This is a genomic window from Rhizobium sp. P1_E6 (genome assembly GCF_056405875.1).
The window spans coordinates 13,617-34,057 of sequence record NZ_JBFUBG010000075.1; the positions used below are offsets into that span (position 1 = coordinate 13,617).

Consider the following 20,441-nt stretch of genomic DNA (forward strand, 5'->3'; position numbering starts at 1 on the left):
GAATTTCGGAAGACATCGATCCTAACCTAACAAAAAAGAGGGAACTACGATGACATTGAAAAGAAAGACCTTATCCGCGCTTGCCCTGCTTCTGGCAAGCGTTGCTCTACCAGGGACCTCGAATGCGACTGTGACGGTTCTCGGCTGGCCTGGCGGCTCGGAAGAAACGGCGCTCCGCGCAACTGTCGAAACGTACAATAAAACAGCCGGCATTAGCGACGCCGATAAGGTCGAGCTCCTGTTCTTCAATCGAGAAGGTTTCTTCGACAAATTGCAGGCCGACATGGCAGCGGGATCGACCGCGTTTGACATTAACCTCGTTGCCACCTACTCGATCGGTCGCTACGCGCCCTACATGGAGCCTGTCGATCTCGGCGATGGCGCTGCGAAGACATTCGGCGATTCCGTTCTGAAGACGATGCAGTTCGACGGTAAGCAGTACGGCGTGCCGACGGACCTGTCGCTGCACTTCATGTATTATCGCAAAGATCTGATCGATGCGCTGATGAAGGACGATGCGGCCAAGAAGAAGTATGCAGAAATCGCCAAGCAGTATCTCGGCAAGGAATTGCAGCCGAAGGATCCAGACAGCTGGACCTGGGACGACTGGGCGGCGACGGCTCTCTATTTCTCCAAGCAGGTGAATTCCGAAAGCCCCGTCCGTTACGGCACCGTCCTGCAGATGAAGAACCTGCTTTTCAACATGATGGTGTTTCAGTCCTTGCCACGCTCCTACGGTGGAAACTGGACCGATGAGGAGGGCAATATCACTGTCGATTCCAACGCTTACAAGACCGGTCTCGAACTCTACAAGAAGCTTTACGACGCTGGTGCTTCGCCTAAGGATTCATTGAGTTACGAATATGCCGAGACAAATGCGGCCTTCGGTTCCGGGCAAGCCGCAACAGCACTTCAGTGGAACGCTGCTGCCGCAGATCTCACCAGTGCGGAGAAAAACCCTGCCGTTGCTGAAGTCACCGGCATCGTAGCGCCGCCGACTGGGCCGGATGGTCGCGCCGATCATATTCACGGCCTCGGCCTCGGCCTGAACAAGAACGCAAAGAACAAGGACGGTGCGGTCAAATTCCTGAAATGGCTGGCGACCGAGGATGCCGCCTTGCTCTATGCCCGACAGGGCGGTTCTCCAGCCCTCACGCCTGACGTGGTGGCGAAAGTCGCCAAGGAACGACCGGATCTCGTCAAGCTCGGCGAGTTCGCCAGCAAATACGGCTACGTGATGAATGGTGCGACGTCGGCCAACGCACTCTCCGTCTATGAACTGCAAGCGAAGGAGTTCACCGGCTATTGGTCAGGTCAGCAGAACCTCGACGATGCGCTGGTTCACACCAAGGCCGGAATGCAGGACCTCCTGAAGAAGTGATACCCGCCGGACGCCTTGCCTCATTGCAAGGCGTCCGGCCCATCCGGCGGATCGAAATGGCTATCATAAAACGTGCCGAGGGAAGGGCATATCTCACGCCGCTCGTGGGGTTCCTGTTGCTGTTTCTCGGCTTTCCTGCAGTCATCAATCTCATCTATTCGGTCTCGACCGTCGACTTCCAGACCCTGCGAAGTCCGACGCTGAGCGGCTTCGGCAATTACCTTGCCGTGCTTTCCGACCGAGATTTCTGGCGCGCCACGTCCTTTTCCCTGCGCTTCGGCATTCTGACGGCGCTTATCGAATGCCTGCTCGGGCTGTCTCTAGCGATCTTCCTGGCGCCTCTTCTTTCCAAGCGATCTGTATTGATGGCGCCACTTATGCTGCCGCTGATGGTAGCGCCTGCCATGATCGGCCTAATGTACCGGCTCGTTCTGCACGAATTTGCCGGGCCGGTGCCCTATTATCTCTTCGCGTGGTTCGGCGACAGTCCGGCTTTCCTCGATGTCGCTCATGCGTTCTGGACGCTGATCGTGGTCGAAACACTGCAATGGACACCATTCGCCTTTCTGCTCTTTTACATGGCCTATGTCGCAGTGCCGATCGACGTGCGGGAAGCCGCCGCGCTCGACGGTGCCTCGGCCATCAAGGTTCTCTGGTTCGTCGAATTGCCGCTGATGCTGCCGACGCTGGTGATCGCCTTCTTCATCCGTTTCATCGACGGCTTTCGCGTCTTCGACAACGTATATGCGCTGACCGGCAGCGGTGCAGGCGGCTCGACGACATCATTGTCGATCTACATCTATCAGGCGTTCTTCAAGGAGGGCGCGATCGGCAAGGCGGTGGCGGCTTCCGTCGTCCTCTTCCTGACGTCGCTGGCCGTACTCTATGGCCTCAACTGGCTTGCCCGCCGCAGGGGGAAATAAGCCATGATGAACGCGCTCCGCTGGATCGTCTTTGCTGTCGCCGCTCTCGCAATGAATTTTCCCGTCATCGTCACGCTCGTCACGTCGTTCAAAAGCGCGCGCGAACTTTCAATCAATCCCGGTTTATGGGTCAACCAGCCGACCTTTGAAAATTACCTGCGGGTTTTGACACAGACCGATCGTTTCAACATCTATTCCTACCTCTGGAACAGTACCGTCGCTTCCCTGATCGGCACCGGACTTGCGATCCTGCTCGCCTTTCCGGCGGCCTATGCGATTGCAAGGAGCGAGGTGGGCAAACACACGCTGCTGCCGATCGTCATTAATCTGCGCGCCGTACCGCTCATCATTTTCGCAATCCCGCTTTATATGATGTACCAGTTTCTGGGCCTGCTCGACACTCAGCTTGGTCTCGGCCTGATCCTGACCATCGTCAACACGCCGCTGGCGCTCGTCATCCTCGTCAATGCGATTTCCGACGTTCCGCTCGAACTGGACGAGGCGGCGAGGGTAGACGGGGCGAGTTCGTGGCAGATCATGCTCAGCATCATCCGGCCGGTTGTGCGGCCTGCACTGGTGACGACTTTCATCTTCGGCTTCATCACCGCCTGGAACGAGTTCCTCTTCGGTTTGATGCTGACGACGAACAAGGCTGTTCCGATGACGGTCGGTGCATCGTTCTTCTTTGCGGCAAGCGGCGGCGGCGTCCAGTGGGGCACAGCGTCTGCGGTCATGATCCTCGGCGCCTTGCCTCCAGTCTTCCTTGGCCTGCTGATGTATCGACAGATTTCGGGTTCGATGACGGCGGGGGCTATCAAAGGCTAGGCGAGACATTTGAATGACAAACCGGAGGAATTGCGCGCCTTCCATGGTTGTTTGCCCCGACTTGAGTGAATCTGCATAAAATCCACGCGTGTTCGGAGTTCGAACAACTTCAATAGCGGCATGACATCCCAGTGCCTCGCCACTTGGAGCTGATTGCCAGAATCCTGTTTCCCGACCGATAGAACGACATAGGTCCCTTTCCTGCGTTATTGCCCGACCTGAGACGGGGGCGCCAGTTCGTATCTCATCAAGAGCAAGAAAAGCAGAACTAACTGGGGTGACATCGCCTCAAATCAACGGCAAAATCCTCTTTTTCCAGCAGTCCTTCGATGCTTCCCATCGCGAGGAGATCATGTGGCCGATTGCGGAATGACGGGATTCGCGGTTCGTATCCCTTCAAGAGCTTTGATCACGGCCTTCATCAGGTGTGGAAATCGTTCCCGCACCTGAGCTCGAAGCGCTTGGCTCGCTATGCGGCTTGCCACACGCGATTCAAGATCTTTGCCGCCAAGGCGGCCTTAGGGGACCCCTTTTAAGAAATAGTGTATTCGGCGGAGTAGCAGTCGAAACGATGCCGACCGTCATCCCTGAGGCTGTCAACTATATGCGCCTGCCTTGTGGCCGTTCGCTCCATTATGAAACCACGGCGGATATGGTAGAGATCGCATATGGGATCATCCACCGCACAGATCCGATGCGTGACGAAAGCCGTAGCGGGCCGCGAGGTGAACGGTGACTGAGAGATCGAATGAAGATATCGGAGCTGAACCCTCGGACGAGGCTCTGATCGAGCACATATTGTGGAACGTCGAAAGTATGGCTTCCCCGCCCTCGCAGGGGGAAGCCGACTTGCTTTGGGAGGTGCTCGGACTCCCTCGGGTAATGGTCACTCGACCGGATAAGGGTCGTCTGCTGGCCATGGGAATGACCCCGTACAATTGCCACGTGAACTGCGCCGAGTTTGCGGCAAGCGAGAGCGATGGCCTTACCCGGCACATCTGGGGTTGGATCATTCACGGAACCGACCTGATCCTTCATTCCGTTGTCGAACGCCAAGGCCATTGGCGATGCCTGACTCCCCAATACATCGAGGTGTCAGCGGACTTCAGCTTCATTCCAGACAAGGCGATTGAATGGGTGGATACGGCCGACGGCTTCCGGCAACCATACCGGAACGGTATGAAGCTGCCGGACGCACTGCGCAGGTATCCCGAGGATCATATTCTGATGCGAGATACGTTTCGAGGCCTTGTAGCATCGGGTATGTCGCCGCTCGACGCGCAAGCGCAGATCGCTTCGACACTTGGCGCGGAATTCAATCGCAAAGCCTTCTAAGGATCCGCCGCGACGTCGTCTCCCCAAAGTTTACTCTTTTTGGTGGAAGCTGTCCGGACTACTTGCGACCAAAGCGCGATTATGGCTTTCTTTTCCTTTCGTTAGGGTTAGTCGTATGTGTGTACGCTTTTCGGTCAGGTTGATCGCGATTTCCATTGGTTTTGCCGCCGCGAGCGCCGAGGCAAAGCTTTCCTATGATGTGCATCAGACGGACAGCGGCAGCAAATTTGCCATTATCAGCGGCTCGTTCGAATACTCCGACGATCTCTCTCAGTTTCGGGACCTGGCTACCCGCGGGCACCTGTTTGCGGTCGGATTCGATAGCCCCGGCGGCAATGTCGCGAAGGCCATGGAATTGGGGAGGCTCATCCGGTCTCTCGGACTATCAACCGTTCAGGCTAGAAAGGCCGAATGCGCTTCGGCCTGCTCGCTCGCCTTTCTCGGCGGCGCAACCCGTATCGCCGAGCCCGGGTCGATCGGTGTTCACAAATCCTCGTTCAGCGACAGCACCGGCATCCCGATCGATGACGCGGTCTCGGCCGTGCAACAGACGACGGCCGAGATAATCGGCTACATGTCCGAGATGGGCGTCGATCCCGTTCTCCTCCAGCTATCGCTTTCGTATGACAGCAACGATATCCGCTACCTGTCCGGCAGCGAGATGGAAAAGTTCAGGGTTACTACGCCGAACGCAGCGCCGTTGGCCACGTCGGAAGCCATTCCTGACACGCCAACCGCCGCGCCACAGACGCGCTCCGGCGTGCAAGCCAAGGTGGAACCTTCTCTGGAGGTCCCGATCGCCCGCGACGGGTTGGTTCGTCATCCGAAGGGGCGGGCGCCGATCAAGATGATGGGAAATCCGGACGCAAAGGACGTCGGCGAAGCTCGCAACGGCGCCGCGGTACAAATCCTCGAAGTGCGTGGTGACTGGTATCAGGTCGCGGTCGCGGGCAGAGTTGGCTTTATGCACTATACCTGGGTTCACGTAGCGCAGTTCGAGGAAGATGCAGGCGAGGGCAGGTATGTCCAGGTAAGGAGCTTCAGCTCGCTTCCGGAGGCGGAGGCATTCGTCAGAAAGTCACCGGTTCCGCTATCTGCCCATCTTGCCGCCAACGGCTGGTTTGCCGTTACCTTAAAGGACGTCTACGCCGAACAGGAAGCCAAGGATGTCTCTACAGCACTTAAAGGTCATGGCCTTATTGCCAAGGACTCGATGGTGACCATCGGCAATACCTATGTGCGGAAAGTGTGCTGCGAGTGATCGAGGAACGGTGCCATTGCGTTGGAAATGGGCGCTCAGGCGCGCCGCCGCGGCGTGGTCGCTGGCGATAGTCGTTGGCTTGTTCATCGCCAGCGGCGCTTCTGCAACGGTTACTTACGAGCGGCTGACCCTCAAAGAGGGTGAGCGATTGCTTCTTATCAAAGGCGAGTTCGAATCCGCCGACGAACCCATGAAACTGGTCGCCGAATACACCCAGTTCCAACCTCTCTTCATAATGTTCAGTCGTTCGGATTCTAAAAGCCCCAAGGCGATGCCTGGCAGGACGGTATGCCATGTATCGAGACGGCAAGAGAGTTACCGCAGTGTCGTCACGATGCCCATTGCGATTAAGGCCGGCCCCGCTACGAGGTGGAGGTGCGTGAGAAGCTGGCTCGGGAGGCGCTGGCGCAAGAGCCGCGCTGATCCGCTCATAGTCCAGTACCAGGAAAGCGTGCCGAGGCCCACACCGCAGACGATCAGGATGTGGAAGAGTCCGCCGATTTCATCGGTCAGCGCGAGGGAGCCGGCGAAGGCGAGATAGGGCAGCAGCGTCATAGGGTTCKCCAGTGCCAACCCCGCACCGGCAAAAAATGAACTGAATTCACCCTTGGTTCGTGTCTTGTTGTCCCGGGCACTAGGGTGTCGGAATAGCGTCCATATACCTATCAGCACAAAGACCATCCCCGAGAAAAAATCAGATTGCGTTTGAAAGCCGGCGAAGGGTGCGGCCGAGACATGGGCACCAAATACCGCTAAGGTCGCATAGAGACCGTGGGTCGTTGCTGCGCCTGCACCACTTGCCAAACCAGGTCCCACCCCTCGCACGAGACTCTGCTCCAGGCACATCATGCTGACCGGCCCGAACGGCATAGCGATCGACAGCCCGAAGACGAAGCTTGAGATAAAATGATCCACACCCACCCCTCTCGGTGTTCCCTGAGAATGCGCTCCTTTAAATKGCACCCCCCTTGGCATTCTTGTTTTGACGATCGACACGTCACAATCACAAGAAGATCATCCTGATTTCGGCTCTGCGTCACCTGAACGAGTAGTGCTTGTTAAAATTTCAGCACCACGTTATCGTTTCACGGCAAGATTAGCGTCGGTCACGCGTCGGGGCGTTTGGATGAAACCTTCAACATCGGAGCTGGACGGGTTATCGGAGATCATCGGCCTGATCTACGATACTATTCTCGATGAGGCGATTTGGCCGGAGACGCTACAGAAGATCTGTGACTATACTGGCGGCAGCGCTTCTCGCATCTATTGGCGTGATGCGACCAACGGGATGGGCGAGACCGTCTATTCCTGGGGGATCGCGCCAGATTTCCTCCGCTTGTATCGTGAGAAATTCGTCACCCTCAATCCCACCTACCCGGCGTCAATCTTCATCAAACCGGGAGACGTGTTTTCGAGCCGTGATCTCGTGCCCTCAGAAGAGTTTCAGGCCAGCCGTTTCTTTCGTGAATGGGCAGCTCCGCAAGGCTTTCTGGACGCGGCCATCTTCAACATTCAACGCTACGAGGCCAGCGCCGCGGCTTTCACAGTCATTACTGGCGATGGCTATGGTCTCGTGGACGAGAACTTGCGGGTGAGGCTGAAGAGGCTGGCGCCGCATCTGCAACGCTCCGCCCTAATTCGCCGCGAATTTGGCAGACACGAAAAGCGTATTCTCTCGCTGGAAGCGGCGCTGAACCGGGTGGAGGCCGGCGTGTTCATTCTCGATCCAGGCGGCCGAGTGACCTGGACTAACCAGAGTGCGCAATCGCTTCTAGCCATGGGCGACATCGTCCGCGACGACGCGTTCGGCCTAACACTCTCCGACCCCAACGCCCATCGCCTGCTTCGCGAGGTGTTGTCGGGCGATCGTGGGCAGCCGGAGCAACTTCTTCTAGACCGTCCTGCGCTGATCAAGTTGATCGACAGTCAGGGCGGCGAATGGATCGCCTCTCTGATGCAACTGGCGCCGCATTCGCAGACGCAAGCCGCCTTCGAGCGGGTCGGTCGGTCGGCGCGTGCAGCATTGTTCGTGCGCCGCGCGGAGGCCGTGCCGAGATCCGGAGTTGAGGCCTGTGCAAACCTTTATGGCCTGACGCCCTCCGAGATGCGCGTTCTTCAGGCCGCACTGGACATTCACACCGTCGCGGAGATGGCGAGCGCGCTGGGGGTTTCGCCGAACACCATCAAGAAGCATCTGTCTGCGATCTTCGCGAAGATGGGTGTCAGCCGCCGCGCGGGTCTCATACGCCTCGTCTTGGCTGCCCGCCCTTAATCCGAACGTCGCACAAAGTGGCTACCGGCCAAGCATAGGTGCCAACAGCGTCCTCGCAAGCGAAGCAGCCGGTCTCTGCCAACTCCGCCCGACAATGCCTTAAAACCGGAAAATCGACGAAGTTAACAGCACCGTTTCTGGGCATCGAGCGCGGAAATTCGTTTTTCTAGTTTTCTGCAAATTCACACCGGGTGCTGCCATTGCCGAATCGCGGCTCGACACCGAGCATTGGATCAATTCTCCTGACGATATCACGCACCATAGGCGCGGTAGTTTGAGCCGACATCGTCAGATTGTTCTAGCCCGTTCGGAGTACGTCACAAAACGTCAGGACAACTTACTACGGAACATCAACCGTTAAGGCGGCCTGAAAAGCGTTGAAATTCAGACGGGAACCTCGCTGCCATTGCCAACCTACGCGCGGTGCCTGTCTTACCGCCCACACGAAAGCACCAGGCGTCTGCGCTCCTATCTGGGCCCTGCTCTCCGTTCAGTTTGAAAGCGTGAACGGCGTCGCTCGCGTGGCGGCTCCTGACGGAAAGGTGGTTTTCTCGCGCAAATCCGGAAAACGCTCACACAAGGGAGACTCCCGAAAGAAGCAGGCGGGCACTCCGAAAGCAAAGGTTGCTGTGTCGCCGAGTCCAGCGGAAAGGACGTTTGACACGGCGGCTTTGATGCCTTCGTGCGCATCGGACACGGCGAGCTTGACACCACGCAAACCGCGCCGTGTAAGCCTACGCAGGAACTCCGTCCAGATCTGCTCAGCCTCAGAGGTACCGATTTCCAAGCCGGGCACTTCGCGTAGACCATCGGTGTTGACGCCGAGGCGATGATCACCGCGACGGAGACGATGCGTCTGCCACGCCGGACCTTGAGATAAGTCGCATCGTCGGAGCGCATGGTTTGGCCGAACACGCCGTCTATTTTCACGACGGACGCATCTTGGCCGCTTGGTACGAGAACAGGTCGGCCTTCCGTCACTTCACCGTTGATCCTCGCTCATAAGGCGCTGGCTGGCGCAGGATCGAAACTGGCGTTCCTGACAGTTACTGACGGACCACGGATTTAATCTTCACGGCGGCGCAAGAATGGCGCCTGAGGAAAGGAAAGCCTAATGGTTGCGTTTTCACCCGACGTCTTTGCCAATTTTCTGGCTGAAGAGGACGATGCCCCCGTAGTGATGTTGAACCTTCTTCGATTCGTCCCCGACGGTGGTCGGGAACGGCATCTCGAGTACCTGAGAATGGCAGGACCGATTCTCGCTCGCTTCGGCGCCAAGATCCTGTTCCGCGGTGATGGTCTGGAGATACTGACAACTGGCGAGGCGCAGGGATGGGATGCCGTCTTGCTGGTGCAATATCCCAGGCGGACCGCGTTCAAGGAGATGGTGGAAGACCCGGAGTACCAGGTGGCGTTCCAGATCGGAAAATCCGCGCTCGCCGATATCGTCCTGCAACCTCTCAAGCCCTAAACAGGCCTCCGATAAACGAGATCGGCGGCTGCCGCGCAGGCCCGCGCGGCAGCCCGGACAACGCTCCACTGGATCTCCGCTCGTCGTGAAGGAGGTAAATGGACCTCGGCTTCGGGCGACGCTATGCGCGGCATCGCCTCTGAGCAAGTCGATTGCAGCCCGCACTAGTGTCATGCTGGCAGAGCAGCAAGCCGCAGGCCTTCGCGCAGGCGCTCCACGTCAGCCGGCTCCCGAAGATAGGACGCATCCACAAGCCACTCGACGTATTCCGCGGGCCGTGCGGTCTCATCTCCGCAGGCCTCCATTCGGTACGGTCATTCCCGTTTCCTAGACAATACCTGAAGACCACGGCGTTACCGCCGGCGCGTTGATAGTTCGGTCCTCGTCAGGTCGTGTCCGTGAAATACAGAAGATTGAAAGCTATCATCACGGATGCGCGGCAGTTCAGCTTGGCTAAGCGAGGCATGCCAACGGACAGCATTTGTTTTAGTCAGCCAGTTGAAGCCTTTGAAAAAGTTCTGGCGGCGCGCCGTATGTTGCCAATTGATCGAGCATCAAACGCCGCATGCGTGTTGCTTGGTCCTTCTCTTCGGCCCATAGATTGGTTTGCTGTTGAGGATCGAGCAGACGGTTGTAAAGCAGCGGCTCGCTGTCCAGCGCTCTTCGATCCGCTGGACCATCAGGCGAGATAGGRATCTTCCACTGAGGCATCGAAACTCCCGGGATGTAGTTTCCATGGTCGATGGCGCGATCCTGCTGGTCGATCGTGGTCGGGATCATGGTCGAGTAGGCATGGAGCGGTTTTGTGCGGTCAGGCGACTGGATTAGCGTCCATTGACCGTCCGTGCAGCAGAAACCCTGGCCGAAAGTTCCATAGATAACGGTGTTTCGAGCTCCCGACGCATCGCCCGCCAGCAGCGGGACGAAGGAGTGGGAATGTGATTGGGCGGGACGAGTGACGTCCGCCATTTCGAGAACGGACGCGAAGATGTCAACTGTCGACGTCAGTGACGTTACGTTGCCGCCATCTCCCGGAAGGCCAGGATGCCAGACCAATAAAGGAATATTTGCATGGCTGTCGAAATGCGGAAACTGCTTCCCATAGCCGCCGCGCTCGCCGAGGTCATGGCCATGGTCTGTCGTAACGATAACCGCCGTGTCTTTCCAAAGATCGAGATCATCCAAAGTCTCAAGCAGCTTACCGAACCAGCGATCGGTCATCGTAAGTTTCGCGCCGTACTGTGAACGAACGAAAGCAAGTTCCTCGGGAGATGCCTGGGCGAAGAATTCCGCCTGGCGGGCGGCATCCTGATATGGCGGCCACAGGGTGAAGCGGTCTCGTGCAGAGGCGTCGCCATAAAGTGACGCATAGGGCTCGGGTACATCAAAAGGTTCGTGGACGTCGAACGATTCCACTTGAAGGAAAAACGGTTTTGAAGCTTTCGGCTTCCTCAGCCAGTCGGCGGCTGCCGTCATCACCTTTGAAGGGAAAAAATCGGTCTCGTCCTCAAACTGGTGGACGTTCGAATAATATCGATGGCCGTATCCTGGTCGCCATTTCTCTATGTTCTTGACCCAGGTTGGAAGTTCCTTCTCAGGCGTCAGTGGCCTCCAGAAGTCAAGTTCGTGGCCGCGTATCAACTCGGCGCCCTGGAAGCTTTGGATATAGCCGTTCGCGGACTCTTCCCAATAATGGTAGTGATCGGTAACGATTGCCGTTGTGTAGCCGGCGGCCTCGAGCAGTTTGGGCAGGCGGAGGTCAAATGGCTCAAGCGGCCCCCAGGGCCTCCATTGCATGCCGCTGAACCCGGCGAAAATCTCTCGTCTCGCTGGCATGCACGGAAGGCTTCCGACGAAATGGTTGTCGAAACGGCAAGCACGCTTCGCGAATGCTTCGATATTCGGCGTCGCAAATTCAGTTCCGCCATAAGCTGAGAGAGCACTGCGGTTGACGCTGTCTATCAGCACGAGAATGATGTTCATGGCATACCTTCATCGGGATTTCAGGAGAACGGATTGCTATAGTTTGACTGCGCCTGCCGCGAGGTCGGAGACGAGCTTTCGCTGCAAGAACATGAAGAGGATGAGCGTTGGCAGGGTGGAGATCACCGAGGCGGTCATGACCAGGTTCCACTGCGTTGTGTACTCGCCAAAAAAGCCGGCGAGCCCGACAGGGACTGTTTTCTTTTCGTCCGATGTCATCAGTGTCAAGGCGAACAAAAACTCATCCCAGGCAGAGACGAAAGCGTTGACCGCGACCGTCACGACCCCTGGCCAGGCGATCGGGAGAATCACCTTGAAGATGATTTGCATGGTGGAAGCGCCGTCCAGTTTTGCGGCTTCATCCAGGTCCTGTGGTATAGTGTCGAGATAGCTCAGAAGTAGATAGATCGCGAAGGGCAGGTTCATGGCGGTGTAGGACAGGACAAGACTGATCGGATTGTCGATAAGCCCGAGATTGAGGAACATTGAATAGAGGGGGGTGATCAGGATCACGTAGGGGAAAAGCTGCGTGCATACGACCAGCAAGAGGAGAACGCCACGTCCCCGAAAGTTGCGATTTCTGGAAAAGCCATAAGCCGCGATCAATGAGATGGCCACAGCCAAGATCGTCGAAATCGAACAGACGACGATACTGTTCTTCAGGTAGGCTCCAAAGGGAGAGTTCTCGATCAGGGCATAGTAGTTATCGAGCGTTACTGTCGTGAACAGGCGAAACGTACGCGTGAAGATTTCCCGATCGGGGCGGAAGGAAATGAGGACCACCCAGATGAACGGAAAGGCCAGAACGAGGAGCAAACCAATGCCGAAGACGACGGTGGCCAGGTCCTTCGCCAGACCGATACGGGCGCGGCGACTGCTGTGAACCTGCATCACGCCGTCTCCTTACCTTTTCGGGACAGCACAGCCAGATAGCCAAGCGCAAATGCGAACATCATGATGCTCATCAATACGCCGATCGCCGCACCTTCGCCGACCCGATAATCGACGAACGATACCGTGTACATCTTGGTCGCGAGAACCTGCGTGTAATCGCCCGGACCGCCGCGCGTTGCCAGCCACACATAGACGAAGTTGTTGAAGGTCCAGATCGTGGTCAATAGCGCCACAACCGCAATAACCGGCTTCAGCATCGGCAGGACGATGCGCATGTGGATTTGAAACTCGGACGCGCCGTCGATACGAGCAGATTCCTTGAGTTCCCTGGGTATCGACTGAAGGGCGGCGAGGAAAGTTATGACCACGAACGGCAGCTCCCGCCAGATAAGCATCGCTTCGATCGCACCCCAAACGGTCGACGTTCTCGACAAGAATGGAATGCCGCGTTCGATGAAACCGAGCGACAAAAGCAGTTGGTTGATTGCGCCGTAGCGGGGATCGAGGAGCCACTTCCATGCTGCAACCGCGACAACGGGTGGGGTGACGAACGGGATAAGAACCAGAGAACGGACGAGCCACCCGAGCCGCCAACGCTTGAAGACATCGGCATTCAAGAGGATCGCCAGCCCTAGTCCGAACAGAAGGCGAAGTACCACCGTGACCAAGGTCTGCATGACCGCCGTATTGAAGAATGCCGCGCCAAGCCCGCCGCCTGTCAACACAGCGGCGAAGTTGGCTAAACCAACCCACTCGTTCGATTGCCCCAGTTCGAAAAGGCTCACGTTCTGGAAACTGAGGGCAATATTATAAAGGGCCGGACCTGCAAAGAAGAACGCCAGGATGAGCATCGCGGGCAGCACCAAGGCGTAGGGCTCTAGCGCCGGTGGCAAATAACCAGCCGTTATCTTGCCGGATGATTGCCTGCTGCCCGACGTAAGCACAACCATGGATCAACCCTTGCCGCGGGCGAGGAGTTCGTTGAGTTGCTTAATGATCGCGTTCGCAGCTTCTTCGGAGTTGCGTTGGCCTGAGAACACAGCGCCGAACTCGCGGTTGACCAATGCCGTCATGCTGGAGACCGGGATTGGCGAAGAAATATACCGTTCGAATGTCTGCGCCACGGGCAACATCTCGACGTAACCCTGTTCGGAAGCCGGAAATACAAGCTTAGAAAGGAGCGACTTCTGAGCGGGATACTGATTGTAGGTCTTGAAAGTCTCAGGGCCGGTCAGATACTGGATGAACTCCCAAGCCTCCTTCTGATGCTTGCTGTTCGGATTTATCCCGAGTGCGCGGCCACCGAGATGCGAGATCCGCTTGGCAGCTCCCTTGGGAATGGGAGCCGTCAGTAACGGAGTTTCCGACTGCTTCTCGGCCGCCCTGAAGGTCTGCGGCGGGAAAAATGTTATAGCGCAGTCGCCACGGCCAAGACCGCCTACCAATTCGGGATCACCCCACGCATTGACGGTGATCAGGTTCTCTGGAGCAGTGCCGTCAACGAAGAAATTGTTGAAGTAGTCAATTGTTTTCGCGAGTTCCTCGGGAGTGACTGAGACCGTCCATTTTCCGGCGCTGTCCTGATCGACGAACGTTGTCCCGTTGCTCCACAGGTAATAGTTCGCCAGTATCCACATTCCACTGTCGGGGGAGCTCCCCGCGGGAAAGCAGAAGCCATACTGGTCGCCGCCCGCCGCTGCCAGTTTTTTTGATGCCTCAGCCAGTGAATCCCATGTATCGGGGAAACGCGCGACGCCAGCCGCCTTCAACAGGTCTGGACGATATGCCATCGAGAACGTGTCGGCCGTCCACGGAACCCCGAAAACCTTGCCATCAAGCGTCGCGAGGTCGAGTGCCAGGAAGTCCTTTATTCCCGCGCCCGGGCTCTTTTCGGCTATCAGTCGATCAAGTTGAAGTAGAAGCTTCGATTTGGCGAGATCGCGTGTCCAAACAAAAGCAAGTTGCTGCACATCTGGACCGGCACCCGCCGGTACTTCGCGCGCCAATTGAGCAAGTGTGTCGCCGCCTGACATCGTCTGGAGCTTCACCTGAACGTCTGGGTGCTCTTTGTTCCATGCATCGACAGCCGCGACGAGGCCCTGGATTTCCGTCGGAGGATCGAATTGGCGGAAGACAAGTTCAACTTTTTCCTGCGCGCCTGCCGACGATGACATAACCATCGCGCTGAAGGCAGCGGAATAGAAAACCATAGCTATGCGCTTCTTAAGCATATTCTTCCTCCCCATCCGTCGATGCACGACGCTATCGTCGCGTGCTCGCCGACAACTTTAAACGAGCTTCCACCGATCCCACAAAAATTTATGTAGCACCGTCAGATAGTTATTCATTATGATACGGCGGCGATTAGTCTACATATTACGTGTACAATATAGCTGGCGGACGTTTCGTCAAATGCAAACATGCTATACGATATGCACAATTTGCATGGGGTGAAGTATGAAAGAGCTTAGGCAATTTGTGGAAGTCGCACATCAGCGATCGATATCAAGGGCAGCGAAGCGACTAAACATCTCGCAACCAGCTTTATCGCGAGCTATCCAGGCGCTGGAGGATTCCTACGGGGTCCCTTTGTTCACCCGAACAGGAGCCGGTGTCGAACTCAGTGCCTACGGGTCTRCTCTCTATAGCCGGGCGGTAAGAATACTTCCGGCCCTAGATGAAGCCCGCGACGAGATCGACCACCTGCGCGGACGGGCGAAAGCTGTGATCCGGATCGCGACCGGCGATCTATGGGGCTTGGTAATCCTACCGCGTATCATTCAGGAATTCAGCAAGAGCCACCCGGACGTCCTCGTCGAAGTGAAGATCGCCGATGACGGAAGCCGGTTCGAGGGGCTCCGCCGCGGCGTATATGACTTGGTCTTCGGCACGCTGAGCTACAAATACGAGGCTGTGATGCAGGTAGAGTTCGAAACGCTCGTCCGTCAGGGCACCTTCGTTTATTGCGATCGGAACCATAGACTGGCGACGTCGGTCGACGTGGGAGTTGACGCTCTTCTCGAGCAAAGGTGGATCAGTCCGGGCTATGGTGACGACGATGGCCCAAACATGTTGAAGACATTTGTGAGGAATTTTGCGGTCAGAGCGGATTCGATGCCTCAGGCTCTGCTTGTGCTACGCGGTTCGTCGTATTTGATGGCGGCATCCAGTGGGTTCCGCGACCTTTTCAACGCGCTCGGGATCGTCGATATAAACGTAGGTGATCCCGGAGGTATCCAAGCATCCGGCGCGATCTACGCTCCCGCCGCGGCCGAGAAGTCTGTTGTGCGAGATTTTCTGAGGCTGGTGAGGGCTGAAGTGGGTTTGCTCAAGCTTCCAGTCGTACAAGAGGCGGCGACTTAGCAGTGGGGAGACCTCCGCGTGCAGACCCCTCTTCGCAGTTCCTCTTGCCACGCATCTCGTCATTAGAACCGGCAAAGACGGCTGCCGAATGAGAAAGTTAAGCGAACCGCTGTCGATACAGAGACTTAGGCCTCGTGAGCAACGAGCAGATGCATGGGTTTGAGGTTCACATTCCTTCAAGAGCTTAGATGCTGCGAATTAGGGGTGCGGCGCACTGTGTAACGACAATGCCTTTACGGACCTTGTAAAGGCATTGTCGTTACGCTATGTAGGTGCAAACAGGAGTTTGCCATGCCGACCTCACACACGAGCAAAAGCTCGGACGCAAGCGTGCCGCTGAATATGCGTATCAAGCCTGCGACCCGCAACTTGATCGATCGCGCCGCTGAGTTGCTTGGCAAGACCCGAACGGATTTCATGTTGGAAGCTTCCGAGCGCCGAGCCGAGGAAGTGCTGCTCGACCGCAGTATCTTCACGGTAAGCCCCGAAATTTATGCTGAATACCTTGCCCGGCTCGATGCACCCACGCAGCCCAATGAGCGTTTAGCACGCACCATGTCGACCAAAGCACCGTGGGATGAGGCGTGACCCTCAGCGCACCGGCACCCCTGGCCGAACATCATGAACTGGCTGAATTCAATTCTGGCGTCGCCGAACTGGACGACTGGCTGCGACGCCGCGCTCGTTCTAATCAAGCAAGCGGGGCATCGCGGACCTTCGTCGTGTGCGACGAGAGCCGCGTCATCGCCTATTACGCACTCGCCTCCGGCGCCGTGAAACAGCCGGAAGCGCCTGGCCGGTTTCGGCGCAATATGCCTGATCCAATTCCGGTCGCTGTGCTTGGTCGCCTCGCCATTGATCAATCTTACCAGGGGCGTGGTATCGGCAGGGCACTGGTCCGCGACGCGGGCCTGCGCCTGCTCAATGCCGCTGAAGTACTCGGCATCCGAGGTATGCTCGTTCATGCGATTTCAGATGACGCACGTGCCTTCTATGAGGCCGTCGGCTTCCTGTCTTCTCCTTCCGACCCCATGATGCTGATGGTCGGATTGCATGACCTCAATAATGCGCTGAACCCTTAGGCGGAACTCATCAAAAGTTTCGGTTGAATGGCATTCCATCTCGCTTCTAACTCGATGAATTTTTGGCAGAAGGTCCCGACATTAAATGAGGGCCGCGAGTTCTAATCCCTTCACATCAACAGATCCGATTTTGTTGGCAGTGGCTTGTCGTCTTTAAAAAGCGGCGTCGCAGCCAAGCGCAGGGACGACCGCTTTGCGCCCTCATCTCGGCCATTCAGGTTGCATCTGCCGTTCACCAAGAGCTGACGTTGCCGGCGGAGATTCATAGACACTCACTGATGATGAATGTCCACAAGGAGTTGCCCGGCAAATTGGAAGGGGCTTTCACATGGCGCTTGGAATTGACGACCGCCCAAGTCAGGAGTGCCATGTGATTGTAGACCAGCCTGCTCACGGCTTGCGATGCCACATCGAATTTCTCATATTAAATTCGAAATACCGCTCATCGGCATATGTGCTTGAACGCACTTCCTTGGGCATGACTGTCGAGCTGGAGCTGATGGTTGAAGGTTGCCGGCATGGCGAGGTGGGGGAAAGCCGCGTGATCGAGTTGATAGCATGAGCGCTATCTTCCTTTCGCTCAAACCAGGCAACTTGCCTTCTAATGTGTTTGATGTTCTACTCTATGCGATCCTCGTGCGCGGATGGAGTGCGGCATGGATTTCATCGAGCGCTGGTTTGGGATATCTCCCGACGGTGGGGACGGCAGCACTGAACTGCTCTACATAATTGCTTTCGTAGTCGTCTGCGCCGCTGCTGGATATCTTTATGTCCGCGCCCGTCGGACCAGTTGAAAGACGCGGAGGCTTGTCGCGCCACCGGCGGCGACATTCCCTTTGAGGTTGTGATCGTTGATTTGCAGGTTGCTGCAGTCGGCCCGATTTCCGCATGGATAGACCAGTTGTAGTTGATAACAGCGGACCGTCGTCATGACTGATGATCCTACCATAGACTGGCATCAGGCCAACTTTTTAGGCATTGAGATCGATGCGGATCAGAACGCGTGGCATAGCGGCCATATCACCGAGGTGGTGCCGCTTCAGGACACTGCGGATTCGGTAGTCGTCGCGACCGAGACCGGTGGCGTCTGGGTAGTAGTCGGCAGCTCAAATCCGATCCAGTTGAGCGATAGCTGGGACGCGCCCGATATCTCTGCCCTTGCAGTCGGGCCATTCGGGGCCCGGCACCTCTATGCGGGATGTGCTGCCCGTTATGGCAACGATCCAAACAGAACTGCCGTTGCGCCGGTAATTATGGAGACCGATCTTTCAACGTTTGCGCCTCTGTTCAACTGGCTGCCGGTGACGCCCGGTCTACCTGTAACCGCCGGGTTAGTGACCAAGATTCTGGTGCTAAGTGCAGTCGGCAAGATCATTGTCGCCTGCGGCCGGGAACAACCGGACGATACCGGCGGGATTTGGTGGTCGGACATTCCAGCCCCGCGATTTGGCGTTTCAGATCCGCCGCGCGCGCCTTATGTCTGGAAAGAAGCGGTGATTGATGGCCCGACCAGCAAACAAGGCTTCTGGGATCTGGCTGGCGCCGCCCTGCTAAATGAGCCCCTTCGCGCGCAGGAGCGTCTGGYGGCCCTTCGCGTGGTTGCCGGCGGCTACAAGGGCGGCGGGATCTATGCTGGTGGTTGGGAAGGCGCGGACCTCGTTCTGCGCCATGTCGGGATATCATTCGACGACGGCAACGACGCCACCGCCATCTATTACCAGAACGCCGGGACGACCTCTGTCTCCAGCTGTTCGAACAAACCCACGGTGCTTTACGCCTCGACCGCATGGCCGGATGGGCGGCTTAACGCGGTGCTTCGATCCCGCGATGCTGGGCGTACCTGGGTTTATAGCCCGGCGAAGATGGCCAATGCCACCGGACCGCTGGATCTGCTGTACTTCCGGGCTGGTGACCTGGGAGCGGACTGGGCCAATCGCATCTCGGCGCATAACGAAAACCCCGGTATGGCGGCGTTTGGCTGCCAGGGTGGGACGTTTCTTACCCTCGATGGCGGCAGCGAGTGGCGACCTGTTGATGGCGGTCCGCACACCCACTCCGACGTGCACGCGCTGATGTTCAGCAAAGAGGTCCCGGACTCGATCGGTTTTCTTTACATCGGCAGCGACGGCGGGCTGGTGCAGGTCAACCTTGACGAATGGCTTGGATTGACTGGTGTGCCGGCGTTCCGCAGCGACTACAACCGCAGCATGCAATCGCTGCAGTGCTACAGCTACTTCTTCCGACAGTTCACCGGAACCGTCGCCGGCTCTACCGGCCGACCGGGTCTTGTGGCGGTTGGGCTTCAGGACAATGGCAATGTCTATTGTACGCTTGATCCGCTTGAACCTTGGCGGCACGCGGACGGCGGCGATGGCGGCTGGAATGCCTTTCTTGCCGACGACAGCTATGTTCATAACATCATGGGCGAGGTGATCACCGCAACCACCCCGTCAGGCGTGTCTGCTGTCGTGCCGGTAACGATACCACAACCGGGCGACCCGGCCGGCCTGAAACATTATGCCGCCGATACGGTCGTGCAGCCCCGATTTGAGAGGGACGGGAGGCTGATGATGGCCGTCGCCTCTACGGGAACCGAGATTTTCGGGCTGTTCAGTGACCGCGGCAACGCACCAGCCTACAACTTCGAGCGGCTGGGGGCCGGTCCTGCCGAGAAATGGACATCGGCGGTGTGGTCGTTCAGTGGAGACCAGGTGATGCTGGGAACCAGTGACGGCCACTTCTACGGGCTCGACAGCGCCAGCGGCGTGCTGACCGAGCAGCCGGTCAAACTGCCCCGACCCTCGCCAAATACAAGGATGTCAGGCGGCTGGGTGACCCGCATCGCCGGGTTCGACGACCGCAGCGTATTTGCCACACTTGCAAGTGCGACGCAGACCTCCACCGTCCCGCCCGGGGCGCTGGCGCCGCTGCTCATTTCGCCGCTGATCCAGAGCTATGTTCTGGCCTTTGACGGCGGCGGCTGGGCCCCGACCCAAGGCTCTGGGCTGCCGAACGTGCCGGCCTTCGGCTTCTTGCCACTGGCTGTGCCACACACGCGGGTCGAACGCGCGATGCTGGTGTCGCAGGATGGCGGTGTCTGGATCAGCCGGGACGATGGGGCGACGTTTGCCCGTGCCTCCAAGGGGTTGCCGCGTCGAGCGCATGGAGCCGACCTGCGATTCGTGCCGGGGCGCGAAGGCGGGACGATCTTTCTCGCGACCTATGGCAGATCGGTCTGGCAGGCTCGGATATGATCGGGCACTGGATGTGCCTCGATAGACAAAGCGGGATCACTTAAGTTCAATAAGTTCCGTCCAAACATCAGCCGACTTCTTCAGCGATATCCGGTCAACTAGAGACGTCGGTCCCCGCCTAGTTGAAGGCTGCTATCGTTACGCATACGCCAGAAACTGCCGGTCCGCTAACGGCCCCAGATCGGACGGAATTGACAGTCGAGAAATAGTGGCGGTGGCCGACCCTTCGGCGAAAGCGCGAAATCGGACGCTAATCTGTTCAGGACCGCTTCCACCAGGAGGATGCGGCGGAAAGGCTCGTCGGCACCAACTCCTCACGTCTTGGGACCCTGGGGGCTTGCCACTACAATGAAGCCTTTTACTATGGTAAACCTAGAATGCTGCCAACTTGTGAAAC

The 20,441-nt window shown here is 57.4% G+C and carries 18 protein-coding genes and 2 pseudogenes; 14 read left to right on the top strand and 6 right to left on the bottom strand.

What is annotated here, in order from left to right:
* The first annotated feature begins 49 nt into the window (after positions 1–49).
* The 5 genes from AC1D35_RS26430 to AC1D35_RS26450 all read left to right on the top strand — a co-directional run bounded on the left by AC1D35_RS26430 (position 50) and on the right by AC1D35_RS26450 (position 5,725).
* Complete coding sequence (locus AC1D35_RS26430; protein ID WP_477940855.1) at positions 50–1,381, top strand: extracellular solute-binding protein; 1,332 nt, start codon at positions 50–52, stop codon at positions 1,379–1,381.
* A gap of 56 nt (positions 1,382–1,437) precedes the next feature.
* On the top strand, positions 1,438–2,304 hold the full coding sequence (locus tag AC1D35_RS26435; protein WP_477940857.1) for a carbohydrate ABC transporter permease: 867 nt from the start codon (positions 1,438–1,440) through the stop codon (positions 2,302–2,304).
* A 3-nt stretch (positions 2,305–2,307) separates the two neighbouring features.
* Positions 2,308–3,129 (top strand): carbohydrate ABC transporter permease, encoded by an 822-nt coding sequence (locus AC1D35_RS26440; protein WP_477940859.1) that lies wholly within the window; start codon positions 2,308–2,310, stop codon positions 3,127–3,129.
* Between the two features lie 732 nt (positions 3,130–3,861).
* A complete protein-coding gene (locus AC1D35_RS26445; protein ID WP_477940860.1) occupies positions 3,862–4,464 on the top strand; it encodes a hypothetical protein in 603 nt (200 codons plus the stop codon).
* A gap of 139 nt (positions 4,465–4,603) precedes the next feature.
* Entirely contained in the window at positions 4,604–5,725 is a 1,122-nt protein-coding gene (locus tag AC1D35_RS26450) for an SH3 domain-containing protein (RefSeq protein ID WP_477940862.1), read from the top strand.
* Between the two features lie 315 nt (positions 5,726–6,040).
* On the opposite strand, the gene AC1D35_RS26455 is transcribed toward AC1D35_RS26450, so the two are convergent.
* Positions 6,041–6,640 carry a LysE family translocator gene (locus AC1D35_RS26455; protein WP_477940864.1) on the bottom strand — a complete coding sequence of 200 codons (600 nt, stop codon included), beginning with the start codon at positions 6,638–6,640 and terminating at the stop codon, positions 6,041–6,043.
* A 211-nt stretch (positions 6,641–6,851) separates the two neighbouring features.
* Between AC1D35_RS26455 and AC1D35_RS26460 the strand changes: the two genes are divergently transcribed.
* Positions 6,852–7,997, top strand: coding sequence for a LuxR C-terminal-related transcriptional regulator (locus AC1D35_RS26460; protein ID WP_477940866.1), 1,146 nt, complete (start codon positions 6,852–6,854; stop codon positions 7,995–7,997).
* A gap of 643 nt (positions 7,998–8,640) precedes the next feature.
* Here the strand turns inward: AC1D35_RS26460 and AC1D35_RS26465 are convergent.
* Positions 8,641–8,885 (bottom strand): annotated as a pseudogene (locus tag AC1D35_RS26465) (transposase); the annotation flags it as partial.
* A 226-nt stretch (positions 8,886–9,111) separates the two neighbouring features.
* On the opposite strand from AC1D35_RS26465, the gene AC1D35_RS26470 reads away from it, so the two are divergent.
* Positions 9,112–9,468 (top strand): DUF1330 domain-containing protein, encoded by a 357-nt coding sequence (locus AC1D35_RS26470; protein ID WP_477940868.1) that lies wholly within the window; start codon positions 9,112–9,114, stop codon positions 9,466–9,468.
* A 486-nt stretch (positions 9,469–9,954) separates the two neighbouring features.
* Here AC1D35_RS26470 and AC1D35_RS26475 read toward each other — a convergent pair whose 3' ends face one another.
* The 4 genes from AC1D35_RS26475 to AC1D35_RS26490 are packed head-to-tail and all read right to left on the bottom strand — an operon-like array spanning position 9,955 to position 14,576.
* Complete coding sequence (locus AC1D35_RS26475; protein WP_477940870.1) at positions 9,955–11,451, bottom strand: sulfatase; 1,497 nt, start codon at positions 11,449–11,451, stop codon at positions 9,955–9,957.
* Between the two features lie 36 nt (positions 11,452–11,487).
* Positions 11,488–12,342, bottom strand: coding sequence for a carbohydrate ABC transporter permease (locus AC1D35_RS26480; protein ID WP_477940873.1), 855 nt, complete (start codon positions 12,340–12,342; stop codon positions 11,488–11,490).
* Entirely contained in the window at positions 12,342–13,295 is a 954-nt protein-coding gene (locus AC1D35_RS26485) for a carbohydrate ABC transporter permease (protein ID WP_477940875.1), read from the bottom strand. Before AC1D35_RS26485 ends, AC1D35_RS26480 begins: the two co-directional genes overlap by 1 nt.
* Before the next feature lie 3 nt (positions 13,296–13,298).
* On the bottom strand, positions 13,299–14,576 hold the full coding sequence (locus AC1D35_RS26490; RefSeq protein ID WP_477940876.1) for an ABC transporter substrate-binding protein: 1,278 nt from the start codon (positions 14,574–14,576) through the stop codon (positions 13,299–13,301).
* A gap of 226 nt (positions 14,577–14,802) precedes the next feature.
* Between AC1D35_RS26490 and AC1D35_RS26495 the strand changes: the two are divergent.
* From AC1D35_RS26495 to AC1D35_RS26525, 7 genes and pseudogenes are all read left to right on the top strand, one after another.
* Positions 14,803–14,967: pseudogene (locus tag AC1D35_RS26495) on the top strand (helix-turn-helix domain-containing protein); the annotation flags it as partial.
* Between the two features lie 102 nt (positions 14,968–15,069).
* Entirely contained in the window at positions 15,070–15,708 is a 639-nt protein-coding gene (locus AC1D35_RS26500; RefSeq protein ID WP_477940888.1) for a substrate-binding domain-containing protein, read from the top strand.
* A gap of 291 nt (positions 15,709–15,999) precedes the next feature.
* Positions 16,000–16,296 carry a type II toxin-antitoxin system TacA family antitoxin gene (locus tag AC1D35_RS26505; RefSeq protein ID WP_477940878.1) on the top strand — a complete coding sequence of 99 codons (297 nt, stop codon included), beginning with the start codon at positions 16,000–16,002 and terminating at the stop codon, positions 16,294–16,296.
* Positions 16,293–16,790, top strand: a complete 498-nt coding sequence (locus AC1D35_RS26510; RefSeq protein ID WP_227705509.1) for a GNAT family N-acetyltransferase — start codon at positions 16,293–16,295, stop codon at positions 16,788–16,790. The genes AC1D35_RS26505 and AC1D35_RS26510 overlap by 4 nt, the downstream gene beginning before the upstream one ends.
* Positions 16,791–17,118: 328 nt before the next feature.
* Positions 17,119–17,352: a hypothetical protein gene (locus tag AC1D35_RS26515; protein WP_477940881.1), complete on the top strand. Its 234-nt coding sequence runs from the start codon at positions 17,119–17,121 to the stop codon at positions 17,350–17,352.
* A gap of 94 nt (positions 17,353–17,446) precedes the next feature.
* Positions 17,447–17,584, top strand: coding sequence for a hypothetical protein (locus AC1D35_RS26520; protein ID WP_162765540.1), 138 nt, complete (start codon positions 17,447–17,449; stop codon positions 17,582–17,584).
* 135 nt (positions 17,585–17,719) lie between these two features.
* Positions 17,720–20,044, top strand: coding sequence for a beta propeller repeat protein (locus tag AC1D35_RS26525; RefSeq protein WP_477940884.1), 2,325 nt, complete (start codon positions 17,720–17,722; stop codon positions 20,042–20,044).
* The last annotated feature ends 397 nt before the right edge of the window (positions 20,045–20,441 follow it).